This window comes from Parafrankia sp. EUN1f (assembly GCF_000177675.1).
Taxonomy (GTDB): Bacteria; Actinomycetota; Actinomycetes; order Frankiales; family Frankiaceae; genus Parafrankia.
On sequence record NZ_ADGX01000014.1, the window covers coordinates 1 to 11,718 of the forward strand.

Annotated in this window: 12 protein-coding genes and 1 pseudogene; 12 read left to right on the forward strand and 1 reads right to left on the reverse strand. The window is 70.5% G+C overall.

Annotation, left to right across the window (positions count from 1 at the left end; genetic code table 11):
* The 7 genes and pseudogenes from FREUN1FDRAFT_RS05900 to FREUN1FDRAFT_RS05930 all read left to right on the forward strand — a co-directional run.
* Window positions 1–598: pseudogene (locus FREUN1FDRAFT_RS05900) on the forward strand (UbiD family decarboxylase domain-containing protein); the annotation flags it as partial.
* Window positions 595–1,560, forward strand: coding sequence for a menaquinone biosynthesis prenyltransferase MqnP (mqnP, locus tag FREUN1FDRAFT_RS05905; RefSeq protein WP_006539065.1), 966 nt, complete (start codon window positions 595–597; stop codon window positions 1,558–1,560). The pseudogene FREUN1FDRAFT_RS05900 and the gene mqnP, both read left to right, overlap by 4 nt.
* Window positions 1,561–1,628: 68 nt before the next feature.
* Window positions 1,629–2,342, forward strand: a complete 714-nt coding sequence (locus FREUN1FDRAFT_RS05910) for a UbiX family flavin prenyltransferase (RefSeq protein WP_035950342.1) — start codon at window positions 1,629–1,631, stop codon at window positions 2,340–2,342.
* A gap of 687 nt (window positions 2,343–3,029) precedes the next feature.
* Window positions 3,030–4,178 carry an aminofutalosine synthase MqnE gene (mqnE, locus tag FREUN1FDRAFT_RS05915; protein WP_006539067.1) on the forward strand — a complete coding sequence of 383 codons (1,149 nt, stop codon included), beginning with the start codon at window positions 3,030–3,032 and terminating at the stop codon, window positions 4,176–4,178.
* 6 nt (window positions 4,179–4,184) lie between these two features.
* On the forward strand, window positions 4,185–4,565 hold the full coding sequence (locus tag FREUN1FDRAFT_RS05920) for a hypothetical protein (RefSeq protein WP_085948851.1): 381 nt from the start codon (window positions 4,185–4,187) through the stop codon (window positions 4,563–4,565).
* Window positions 4,565–4,870, forward strand: coding sequence for a DUF4229 domain-containing protein (locus tag FREUN1FDRAFT_RS05925; RefSeq protein WP_035950311.1), 306 nt, complete (start codon window positions 4,565–4,567; stop codon window positions 4,868–4,870). The genes FREUN1FDRAFT_RS05920 and FREUN1FDRAFT_RS05925 overlap by 1 nt, the downstream gene beginning before the upstream one ends.
* Window positions 4,867–5,889, forward strand: a complete 1,023-nt coding sequence (locus FREUN1FDRAFT_RS05930; protein ID WP_006539070.1) for a menaquinone biosynthetic enzyme MqnA/MqnD family protein — start codon at window positions 4,867–4,869, stop codon at window positions 5,887–5,889. The genes FREUN1FDRAFT_RS05925 and FREUN1FDRAFT_RS05930 overlap by 4 nt, the downstream gene beginning before the upstream one ends.
* A gap of 141 nt (window positions 5,890–6,030) precedes the next feature.
* On the opposite strand, the gene FREUN1FDRAFT_RS05935 is transcribed toward FREUN1FDRAFT_RS05930, so the two are convergent.
* The gene (locus FREUN1FDRAFT_RS05935; protein ID WP_006539071.1) at window positions 6,031–7,197 is read right to left on the reverse strand and encodes a helix-turn-helix transcriptional regulator; all 1,167 of its coding nucleotides are present in this window, start codon (window positions 7,195–7,197) and stop codon (window positions 6,031–6,033) included.
* 802 nt (window positions 7,198–7,999) lie between these two features.
* Between FREUN1FDRAFT_RS05935 and FREUN1FDRAFT_RS05940 the strand changes: the two genes are divergently transcribed.
* From FREUN1FDRAFT_RS05940 to FREUN1FDRAFT_RS05955, 5 genes are all read left to right on the forward strand, one after another.
* Window positions 8,000–8,545, forward strand: coding sequence for a response regulator transcription factor (locus tag FREUN1FDRAFT_RS05940; RefSeq protein ID WP_035950314.1), 546 nt, complete (start codon window positions 8,000–8,002; stop codon window positions 8,543–8,545).
* Window positions 8,546–8,803: 258 nt separating this feature from the next.
* A complete protein-coding gene (locus FREUN1FDRAFT_RS47925; RefSeq protein WP_341271968.1) occupies window positions 8,804–8,908 on the forward strand; it encodes a putative leader peptide in 105 nt (34 codons plus the stop codon).
* 55 nt (window positions 8,909–8,963) lie between these two features.
* Entirely contained in the window at window positions 8,964–10,691 is a 1,728-nt protein-coding gene (locus FREUN1FDRAFT_RS05945; protein ID WP_006539073.1) for a nitrite/sulfite reductase, read from the forward strand.
* Window positions 10,688–10,969, forward strand: a complete 282-nt coding sequence (locus FREUN1FDRAFT_RS05950) for a hypothetical protein (RefSeq protein ID WP_006539074.1) — start codon at window positions 10,688–10,690, stop codon at window positions 10,967–10,969. The genes FREUN1FDRAFT_RS05945 and FREUN1FDRAFT_RS05950 overlap by 4 nt, the downstream gene beginning before the upstream one ends.
* Complete coding sequence (locus tag FREUN1FDRAFT_RS05955) at window positions 10,969–11,640, forward strand: phosphoadenylyl-sulfate reductase (protein WP_006539075.1); 672 nt, start codon at window positions 10,969–10,971, stop codon at window positions 11,638–11,640. Before FREUN1FDRAFT_RS05950 ends, FREUN1FDRAFT_RS05955 begins: the two co-directional genes overlap by 1 nt.
* The last annotated feature ends 78 nt before the right edge of the window (window positions 11,641–11,718 follow it).

Below are 11,718 nucleotides of genomic sequence, written 5' to 3' on the forward strand. Positions count from 1 at the left end.
CTTCTACACCCCGATCGAGCCGTTCCCCGCCCTGCACATCGACGTGATGACGATGCAGCGCGACCCCGTCTTCCAGAGCATCGTGGTCGGGCGTCCCCCCCAGGAGGACGGGCCGATGGGCAAGGCCACCGAGCGGATCTTCCTGCCACTGATCCGGATGATGATCCCTGAGATCGTCGACTACGACCTGCCCGAGGCCGGGGTCTTCCACAACTGCGCGATCGTGTCGATCGAGAAGCGCTTCCCCAAGCACGCGCAGAAGGTCATGAACGCGGTCTGGGGGGCCGGCCTGCTGTCGCTGTCGAAGCTGATCGTCGTCGTCGACGCCGACTGTGACGTGCACGACTACCACGAGGTGGCCTGGCGGGCCTTCGGCAATGTGGACTACGCGCATGACCTGGTCACCACGGTGGGGCCGGTGGACCACCTCGACCACGCCTCCTACGAGCAGTTCTACGGCGGCAAGATCGGGGTCGACGCCACCCGCAAGCTGCCGACCGAGGGCTACCGGCGCGACGGCGGCTGGCCCGAGGAGATCGTGATGGACGAGGCCGTCCGGGAGACCGTGACCCGGCGGTGGAAGGAGTACGGCCTGTGAGCGACGCCGCGTTCGCGCCCAGCGCCTCCGGGACGTCCAGCGCGTCCGGCGCGTCCGGTCTGCCGGGACGTGCGTCCGATGGCCCGGCCCACAGCCGGGTGCGGGCCTTCCTGCGGCTGGTCGTCATCGAGCACTCGGTCTTCGCGTTGCCGTTCGCCTACGTGGCCGCGTTCGCGGCGTGTTTCGACATGTCCCGGTCCGTCCACTGGCGTGATCTCGCGCTGGTGACGGTCGCGATGGTGGCGGCACGCACGTTCGCGATGGCGACCAACCGCATCATCGACCGGGCGATCGACGCCCGGAACCCGCGGACGGCGGGCCGGGAGCTCGTCACCGGTGTGGTGTCGGTGCGCACCGCGGTGGTCGGGTCGATCGTCGCGCTGGCGGTGTTCCTCGGCTCGGCCGCGATGCTGTCGTGGCTGTGCCTCGCGCTCGCTCCGGTCGCGGTCGCACCGCTGATCGTCTACTCGTACGCGAAGCGCTTCACGGACTTCCCGCACGCGGTGCTGGCGATCGCGCAGGCGGTGGCCCCGGTCGGCGCGTGGATCGCGATCACAGACACCTGGTCCTGGCCGGCGGTGCTGCTCGGGCTGGCCGTGGGCACCTGGATCGGCGGCTTCGACCTGATCTACTCCTGCCAGGATGCCGAGGTCGACCGGCGGATCGGCGTTCGGTCCGTGCCCGCCCGCTTCGGGGTCCGGGCCGCGCTGGCCGCGTCGGTCGTGACCCATGTCGTGACCTTCGCACTGTTCGTCTGGTTCGGCCTGGTCGAGGACTTCGGTGTCTGGTGGTGGGCGGGCCTGGCACTGACCGCCGCCGCGTTCTGCTACGAGCACAGCATCGTGTCACCGACCGACCTCTCCCGGGTGAACCGCGCCTTCCTCACCGCCAACGGGTTCGTCGGGATCACCCTGTTCGCCTTCGCCCTGGTGGACCTGATCGACCGCGGCCTCGGCGCCTGAGCTTGACGGGCGGCAACGTGCCAACCGGCGGGACGAATGCCACGGCCGCCACCGCCGGTACGGCCGCCATGGCAGCCGGCGAGGTGGTCAGGGTGCCGTGGATCGTCGGGGTCAGCGGTGCCAGCGGAACCCCGTACGCGGCCGCTGTGCTGCGGGGTCTGCTCGCGGCCCAGCTGCCGGTCGATCTCGTGCTCTCCCGTGCCGCCCGGCTCACCCTGCTGGACGAGACGGGCATCGGCTGGCGCGACGCCGCCTGGCTCGACCCGCTGTCGACCTGGCTGGGCAGGCGCGCCGACGGGACACGCCGACGGGACGCCGACGAGGTGAGCGCCCGGATAGACCGCCTGGTCGAGGTGCATCCACCGGCCGATCTCGGTGCGCGCCCCAGCAGCGGGTCGTACCCGACCCGCGGCATGATCGTCGTTCCGGCCAGCACGGCGTCGCTCGCCGGGGTCGCGCTCGGCCTGTCCAAGGACCTGCTGCAACGCGCGGCCGACGTCACCCTCAAGGAGGGGCGGCGCCTCGTCGTGGTGCCCCGGGAGATGCCCTACACCCGCGCGACGCTGCGCCACATGCTCGATCTCGATGCCGCCGGCGCGGTCGTGGCGGCGGCGAGCCCGGGCTTCTACGCGGGCGCCCGCGACGTCGACGACCTTGCCGACTTCGTCGCGGGCCGGGTCCTCGACGCCGCCGGGGTGCCCAACGACCTGTTCCGCCGCTGGACGGGCACCCTGGGCGAGGCCCGCTCCGCCGCGGCCGGGCCCCAGCCCGATCCGACCTGACCCGGGTGGGCCCGATCCGGGTACAACAGACCGCATGAACAGGCCGCTCACCGCGGCCACCCGAGGCGATGAGGAGCGGACAGGGGCCATGGCAGGGAGGCGGACGGAGCGGCCGGGGAGCACCGGGAAGTCGGCAGCCCGGAAGGGGCCGGCCGCGGGGCGTTCCATGAAGGGGCAGCCGGAGCCGGAGCCGGGGCGCGGGCCGGCGGCACAGCCCGGTAGGGCGGTGCAGCCCGGTAGGGCGGTGCAGTCCGGTAAGGCGGTGCAGTCCGGTAAGGCGGTGCAGCCCGGTAAGGCAGTTCAGCCCGGTAAGGCAGTTCAGCCCGGTAAGGCGGCGCAGTCCGGGAAGCCGGCCGAGGTCGCCCCCGACCTGCGTGTCCAGCTGCCGTACTTTCTGGCCCGGCTGGTCGTTCTGGTGGTCCTTGCCGTGGTCCTCATCGTCGCGGGCGTCAACCTGGTGCTGGCGCTCATCATCGCCTTCGCGGTCGCGGGATTGCTCACCTGGCCATTGGGGCGCATGCAGCGCCGGGCCGCCGAGCGTTCCCGTGACGAGGGCCCCCGGGACCCCCGTCGGGCGGCTGACGTCCACTTTCGGGGCAGGTGGGAACGAACTGCGTCCTGCGTCACGGCTCTGATGGCGGATGTGACCGCCATGGCCCGACGGTCCGCGGCGCTAGTCTGGGATCCATGGATGCCGGGCTCAAGCGAGAGATCGAAGCCAAGGTCCACGAAGGAGCCCGGCTCAGCCGGGCCGACGGCGAGGCGCTGTATGCCAGCGACGACCTCGCCTGGCTCGGTGGGCTTGCTCACGAGGTGCGGACCCGGAAGAACGGTGACCAGACCTTCTTCAACGTCAACCGGCATCTCAACCTGACGAACGTCTGCTCCGCGTCCTGCGCCTACTGCTCGTTCCAGCGCAAGCCCGGCGAGTCGGACGCCTACACGATGCGTATCGAGGAGGCGGTGCGGCTCGCGAAGGAGATGGAGCCGGCCGGTATCACCGAACTGCACATCGTCAACGGCCTGCACCCGACCCTGCCGTGGCGCTACTACCCGCGCTCGCTGCGCGAGCTGGGGAAGGCACTGCCCGGCGTCGCGCTCAAGGCCTTCACCGCGACCGAGATCCACTGGTTCGAGAAGATCAGCGGCCTGCCTGCCGACGAGATCCTCGACGAGCTCATCGACGCCGGCCTCGAGTCCCTGACGGGCGGCGGCGCGGAGATCTTCGACTGGGAGGTCCGGCAGCACATCGTCGGGCACGAGACCCACTGGGAGGACTGGTCGCGGATCCACCGGCTCGCTCACGCCAAGGGCCTGCGGACACCGTGCACCATGCTTTACGGGCACGTCGAGGAGCCGCGGCACCGGGTCGACCACGTGCTTCGCCTGCGTGAGCTGCAGGACGAGACCGGTGGCTTCGCGGTGTTCATCCCGCTGCGCTTCCAGCACGACTCGGTGGGGGATCCGCGGAACCGGCTGATGGGGCAGCCGATGGCGACGGGCGCCGAGGCGCTGAAGACCTTCGCCGTCTCCAGGCTGTTGTTCGACAACGTCGACCACATCAAGTGCTTCTGGGTGATGCACGGGCTGACCACGGCCCAGCTCGCGCTCAACTTCGGCGCGGACGACCTCGACGGGTCGGTGGTCGAATACAAGATCACACATGATGCGGACGGGTTCGGCACGCCCACCACGATGACCCGTGACGACCTGCTCGGCGTGATCCGCGACGCCGGGTTCCGCCCGGTCGAGCGGGACACCCGCTACCGGGTCATTCGTACCTACGACGGTCCGGACTCCACCAGGCGGGACAAGCCCGTCGCGATCGACGCCTGACCGGTCATGACCAGCGACGAGAGATCCCCGGCCGGCCCTGCCGGGGGCGAGGCTGGGCCCGTGCGGGCCGAGGCGGTGGCTGTGTCCGGATCTGGTGGCCCCTCGGGCGGCGCGGCGGGCCCTGTGCGGGCCGGTCAGGCTCGTCCGAACCGGCCGGCGGGTGCGCCCGGCATGGGCTCGATCTTCGTGCTGGCGTTCCTGGTGATCCTCGTCCCGGGGCTGGTCGCCTACAGCCTGCTGCGCTGGGCCGGCCTCGCGATCGGCCCGGCCGGTCTGCTCGGGCTGCTGATCATCTTTCTCGGGCTGGGCTTCTATCCGGCGTTGCTGCAGCGCCTTGGCTGGGTACGCCGCCGAGCACGCCGTACCTCCAGAAACCGGAGCGCATGATGTCCGCTGACGACGTACCGCCGGCCGGTCCGGTGTCCCGCCTGCCGCGTCGCGCTGGATCGCGAGGGAGCCAGCGGCCGGCTGGCGAGGTCGGCATGTGGGGCCTCAACCTGCGGTATTTCGCGATCCGCGCCGCGCTTTTCGCGGCGGTTCTCGCGGTGCTGTTGCTCGTCGGTGTGGGTGGCCTGCTCGGTTTCGCCCTTGCGCTGGTTGTCAGCGGGCTGCTCAGCTATCCACTCGCGCTGCGGCAGCGCCGGGCAGTGCTGGACAGCGTTGCCGCGCGGCGCGGCGGCGAGTCCAGATGACGGCGGCGGACCCGGCGCCGTGGGCACGGCCGCCGGAGACAGCGGGCCGGGCCGGGGCGCGTGAGCACGTCGGGGTGCCCGAGCAGGTCGGGGCCCAGACGCGGCCGGCGGCGCCGACCCGCGCGGGAGTGCCTGAGCAGGCCGTGGGAGTGCTGACGGAGGCCGGGCTCCTGGCGCGGGCCGCGCGACCGAGGGTCGGCCATATCCAGTTCCTCAACTGTCTTCCGCTGTACTGGGGTCTGGTCCATTCCGACGCGCTGCTCGACCTGGATCTGACCAAGGACTCCCCGGACCGGCTCAACGAAGCCCTGGTCGCCGGCGATCTCGACATCGGCCCGATCAGCCTGGTCGAGTACCTGAGGCACGCGGACGAGCTCGTCCTCCTGCCTGACCTGGCCGTGGGTTCGGATGGCCCGGTGCTGTCCGTCGTCGTCAGCAGCGCTGTCCCGTTCGAGCAGATCCGCACCGTCGCGCTGGGGTCGACGTCCCGGACGAGCGTGCTGCTGGCCCGGATGCTGTTCGAGCAGCGATGGGGGCTGCGGCCGGAGTACGTCACGATGCCGCCGGAGATTCCGCTGATGCTGCGTGAGGCCGATGCGGCTGTGACCATCGGTGACGTGGCGCTGCGGGCGACCTACGACGCGGAGCGGGCCGGTGAGGGCCACCCCCTCCAGGTCGTCGACCTCGGAAACGAATGGCGCGAATGGACTGGCCTGCCGATGGTCTTCGCGGTCTGGGCCGCGCGGCGTTCCTTCGCCACCGACCACCCTGGAGTGGTCAAGGAGGTGCACGCCGCGTTCCGGTCGAGCCTCGATGTGGCGCTGCGTGAGGTGGACGAGGTTGCCCGGCGGGCGGCGAGGTTCGAGGTTTTCGACCCCGCGACCCTCGCGCGCTACTTCACGACCCTGGATTTTCGCCTGGGAGCCAGGCAGCAGGCGGGGATTCTCGAATTCGCCCGCCGGGCGGCGGCGCGTGGTGACGCACCCCCACTCGACGAGATCATTTTCGCCGCGGTGTGACGCACCGTCGCCGATAATCGGCGCGGCGGGACCACGTTTCCTCGATCGCTTCGATCAATGATCCTTCTTCGTCTCACGGTGCCTGGTCGGGGATGCCGCAGGTATGGGTCGCGACGAAAAAGGATCAATCGGTCTATAGATTCAGACCGGCGGGCGGAAAGCCTGGGAGATGCCCACCGGTGGAGTAGCTCGCTGGGCCGACGCCGTGGCGAAGCGAGCGATCCGCCTTTTGACGAGAGCGATCAGCCGGGGCGGAGTCGCGCGCCCGCCCGGAGCAATCAACATCTCGTCGACGCTCGGCGACGGGCCGAACGGCGAATCGCCGAAACTGGATGCGGACAGTGACGAGAGTTCCTCGGCCTGCCGGTGGGGGAGCACCGGACGGGCGTCGGACGGGCCACTCGCCAGCGGAGGCTCCCCACGGTTCTGCTGCTCGTCGGTGTACCCGGAGTTACGGGGAGGTGTTTCCAGCGCCAGGTCGGGGTCGCGGCTGGCCGGCGGCCGAGAAGCGCGACTCCCCGAGCCGATGTCAGGATTCCTGACAGTTCGCGCCGTCACCAGCCTCGGCTCCGAGCGTTCGGCCGTTGCCCCCGCGCCCGCCACCGCCGAGGCTCCGGTCTCGTCCGCATGCCGGGCCGCGGCGTCGATGAGACTGTTGATCGCCAGCGTCCACGCTCGTAGCCCTTCGTGCCCGGTCAGCTCGGTGAAGACCGCGGCCTCCAGGCAGCAGGTGCTCGCCTTCGCCAGCTCGTCCATGTCGAGCAGGGAGATCGCCAGCAGGCCTGCGAGGTGGCCGGCGATCATGAAGAGCCGGAACTGCTGGTGCGGCAGCATCGGGGTCGCCAGGAGCTGGTCGACGAAGGTCTGCTGGTCGAGCACCCGGGCGGTGACGTCGGCCGGTTCCAGCGCGTCCGCGGCGGCGATGAGATCCGCGGCAAGCCGGTCGAGATAGTCCAGCTCGCGATCGGAGCGACGGTGGTCGAGCAGGTCGCCGATCCGACGGCGGGATTCGACCTCGGCGTCCGGCTGCTGCCCGCGCCGTTCGGCGCGTTCGGCGACGGCAGCCTCACGCAGGTCGACGAGTGCGCCGCCGGCTTCCAGTGCCGCGTCCACCGCGGCCAGGACCGGCCGGGCCGGGATGCCGCGGCTGGGCTGCTCCAACTGGCTGATGTACTGGCGGCTGTAACCAGTCCGGCCAGCAAGCTCCTCCCGGGTCAGGCCACGTTCGCAACGGCGCCGTCGGATCTCCGTCGGGAGCATGTCCTCCGCGGTACTCAAACCCTGCCGGCCCCGGCTCCGTTGCCGCATGTGCGCCGATCCTTCCGCTGCCCGGGGCTCCGAGACGCGACCACTCCGGCGTGCTTCATCCAGTGGGCGGGGCGGATGAAACGCCGGTCGTGCGCCGCTGTCGTCGGCTGCCCGCTCACTGTCGTGGGGGCGTGGCGACACCGTTGACGACGGGGTGGATGCTCCCTGGCTGAGGTCGCGCCCACGCTCCGGACAATCCGATGCCTGCCACCGTGTGCGTACGGGGTTATCTGTGTCTGCTTGGGTTGTCTCTGACGCTGCTGCGCCTGCGGCTAGCTGTACCTGTGCGTAGAGGTGACCGGGTGAAGCATCACCTGGAGTGATGACAATACTCCTCCTGGCACAAGGAGTGCCTTGGGTCAAAGGTCCCGGACACGGACAGTTACCTCTCTCGTGCGGGCCTGTGGTAGCGGTGTTGCCTTCGTGATGGCTACTCTTCGTAGTCGGACGGCTGTTCACGGCTTAGGGTGTGAGGTGCTCCCGCGGTCCATGTCGTTGTGTCGCGAGCTGGATCGGCGCCCCGCCGCGCGTCTCGCGCCCGTGCCGTTGGGCGCCGTTCTATTGTGAATTGGTTGTGTGCTGGGCGTTTTTATTGACGCGCCGGAAATGGGACCGAAAAAGCGTTGGTCGCCGTCGCGTCGCCACAATTCGTCGCAGTGTCGCGGGTATCCGGAGTGGATGGCCCGAGAGGGGCTTCAAGCCGGAGCGAACGGGTGGGTGTCCAGCGCGTTTGGGTCATACCGTGGAACCATCCCGAATGACGATGGGCGCGGCGCCGGGTAGCGCGTACAAAAGACGAGTGATGGACTCCTGGCCGTCGACGGATGAGGAGATCGACCTCACTGGGGTTGATGTCCCCGGGGTTGATGTCCCTGAGGCTGGTGTCTCGGCGGCCGGCCTCCCCGAGGTCGGTATCGCCGGGGCGGCGCACCGGGTTTCGGTGGCCCGCGGCCGCGGCGGCCGGCGGGGTCCCTACCGTGTGGTCGTCGCGGACGACGCCGACGGGCTCCGCGAGCTTCTGTGCCTCCTGTTCGACACCGAGCCGGACTTCACCGTGGTCGGCCGGGCGGCCAACGGTGCCGAAGCGGTCGAGGTCGTCGCCCGGACGGAGCCGGACCTGGTGCTGCTGGACGTGGCGATGCCCGTCCTCGACGGGCTCGGTGCGCTGCCACGCGTCCGCCGGGCCGTGCCCGAGGCGCGAGTGGTGATCTTCACGGGCTTCTCGGAGCGAAGCCTGCGTGAGGAGGCCATGGCGCTCGGTGCCGACGAGCTCATGGAGAAGGACCTGTCCACCGGGGCCCTGCTGGACCGGATTCGCCAGATGTGTCGCAGGCCCCGTCTGGTCTGAGCCCTGCCCGGGGTCGGAACCCGCCCCGCCCGAACGTGGACTTGGTTGCCGGTTGTGGCTGGCCTGTGACCCAGATGAGGTGTGACGACGTATCCACGACGTCTGCGCCTCATCTGTGGGAACATGGCCAGCGTGACTGCCCGGGTCCACGCGCTGGAGCCGTCGGGCGAGCGGCGGATGGTCGCTCGGCGCCGGCGTGCTGGCGCGTTCCCTGTGGCCGGGCTGTCAGGCCTCGGGGCCCCCTCGCGGGTCGGGCCCATGCCGCGGCCGACTGATGTCGGTCCCATCGACCCTCGCCTGGTCGCGCGTCTCCACGTCGACCTGTTGCGCGTCTCCAGCGCCGGCTGTCGCCGCTCCCGCTGACTCCGCCCACCTCGGCGTGTCACGCCTGGGTGGACCCTGCTCACCGAGAGATACCATGACTTCTCCTGCTCCGAACCCGCGTGCCGCGCGCTCGAACGCTCCGTCCCGACCGAAGGGGCAGGGCCAGTGGGCGTTGGGCTACACCGAGCCGCTGAACGCCAACGAGCGGATGAAGAAGGACCAGAACGGTCTCGATGTCCGTGACCGCATTCTGAACCTCTACCCGCAGACGGGCTTCGACGGGATCGACCCGCAGGACCTGCGCGGTCGGTTCCGCTGGTGGGGGCTCTACACGCAGCGCCGGCCGGGGATCAGTGGCGGGCGTACCGCCGTGCTGGAGCCCGAGGAGCTCGACGACCGCTACTTCATGCAGCGCATCCGCCTCGACGGCGGCCGGTTGACGTCCGATCAGCTTCGGGTCATCGGGGACATCTCCACCCGGTACGGGCGCGACGTCGCCGACGTGACCGACCGCCAGAACATCCAGCTGCACTGGATCCGCATCGAGGACGTGCCGGCCATCTGGGGCGCGCTCGAGGCCGCGGGGATGACGGTCGAGGAGTCCTGTGGCGACACGCCCCGGGTCATCCTCGGCTGCCCGTTGGCGGGCGTGGACGACGACGAGGTCATCGACGCCACCGGCGTGATCGACGAGGTCGTCGAGCGGTTCGTGGGGGACCGGTCACTGTCCAACCTGCCGCGCAAGTTCAAGAGCGCGATGTCGGGTTGCGCGGACCAGTGCACCCTGCACGAGATCAACGACATCGCGTTCGTCGGCGTGGTGCACCCCGAGCTCGGCGCCGGCTACGACCTGTGGGTCGGCGGCGGCCTGTCGACGAACCCGAAGCTCGGCGTGCGCCTCGGCACGTTCGTGACGCCCGACCGGGTGGCCGAGGTGTGGCACGGCGTCATCCAGCTCTTCCGTGACTACGGGTACCGGCGGATGCGGACCCGGGCCCGGCTGAAGTTCCTCGTCGCCGACATGGGTGTCGAGTGGGTGCGGTCGACCCTGGAGAAGGAGTACCTCGCCTCGCCGCTGCCGGACGGCCCGCCGCCGCCTCCGCCGCGCAACGAGGGGCGCGACCACATCGGGATCCACCGCCAGCGCGACGGGCGCTTCGCCGTCGGTTTCGCACCCCGGGCCGGCCGGGTGAGCGGCACCATCCTCACCGCCGTCGCGAACCTGGCGGACCGTTTCGGCCAGGGCCGGATCCGGGCGACCACCATGCAGAAGCTGGTGATCCTCGACGTGCCGGAGAGCGACCTCGACGCGCTCGAGGCCGAGCTCGCCGAGCTCGACCTGGTCGTGAAGCCGAGCGTGTTCCGCCGCAGCACGATGGCCTGCACCGGCATCGAGTTCTGCAAGCTGGCGATCGTCGAGACCAAGGGCAACGCCCGCGACCTCATCCTCGAGCTCGAGCGCCGGCTGCCGGACTTCGACGAGCCGATCGGCATCAACATCAACGGGTGCCCGAACGCCTGCGCCCGCTTCCAGGTGGCGGACATCGGCCTCAAGGGCTCCCTCGTCCCCGACGACAAGGGCGAGATGGTCGAGGGCTTCCAGGTCCACCTCGGTGGGCACCTCGGCACCCGTTCCCGGCTGGGCCGCAAGTCCCGTGGGCTCAAGGTGACCGCGGACGGCCTCGTCGACTATGTCGTCGGGCTGCTGGAGACCTACCAGGCGAACCGGTCCGACGGCGACACGTTCGCCGACTGGGCGGAGCACGCCGACGAGGCGCTGCTGACGGCGCCCAGCCACGGCGCCTCAGGAGGCGCGACGTGAGCGCCCGTGCCGTCCCCTTCTACTGCCCGTACTGCGGCGAGGAGGAGCTCGTACCCGAGCCCGCCCCGGGCGGTACGGGCGAGGGGCACGGGCACTGGGCCTGCCGGGCCTGCCGGCGGGCTTTCCGGCTCAGCCTCACGGCGCTGGTAGCGGCGACACCCGATCACAGCAGCCCCGATCAGACCAGCAGGGACGTCGCCGTCGGGACGACGGCCAGAACACCGGGTTCGGCGAACGGCACCGCCGCAGCGCCGTCGGACGTGGAGGAGACGAACTGATGGATGCCGCGCTGAAGGCCCGGGCACTGCGGGCCGGCGAGGAGCTCGAAGGCGCGCCAGCCGAGGAGATCCTCGGCTGGGCGGTGGAGGAGTTCGGCGCCGGGCTGGCTGTCGCGGCCTCCATGGCCGAGGCGGTTCTCGCCGACATGCTGTCGCGGATCCGGTCGGACGTTCCGGTGATCTTCGTCGACACCGGTTACCACTTCGCCGAGACCATCGGCACCCGCGACGCCGTCGCGCAGACCTACTCCCTGCCGATCATCAGCGCGAGCCCGCAGCTCACCGTCGCCGGGCAGGACGCCGTGCACGGCCCGCGGCTCTACGAGAGCGACCCGGACCTGTGCTGCCGGATGCGGAAGGTCGTCCCGCTGGACCGTGCGCTCGCGCCGTACCGGGCCTGGGCCGCCGGCTCCCGCCGCGCCGAGTCGGCGGGGCGGCGCAACCTGCCGGTCATCGGCTGGGACCAGCGCCGCGGCAAGGTCAAGGTGCTTCCCCTGGCCGCGTGGACGGACGAGGACGTCAACCGGTACGTCCAGGAGCACAACGTGATCGTCAACCCGCTGCTCAGCGACGGCTACGACTCGGTGGGCTGCTGGCCGTGCACCAGGCGGGGCACCGGCCGGGACGGCCGCTGGGCCGGCACCAGCAAGACCGAGTGCGGCATCCACTAGTACAGCGGCCTCCGGCGGCGGCAGCTCGTAGCCGCAGCCTGAGGATCTGAGGATCTTGGTTGTTCCGGTGACCACGAT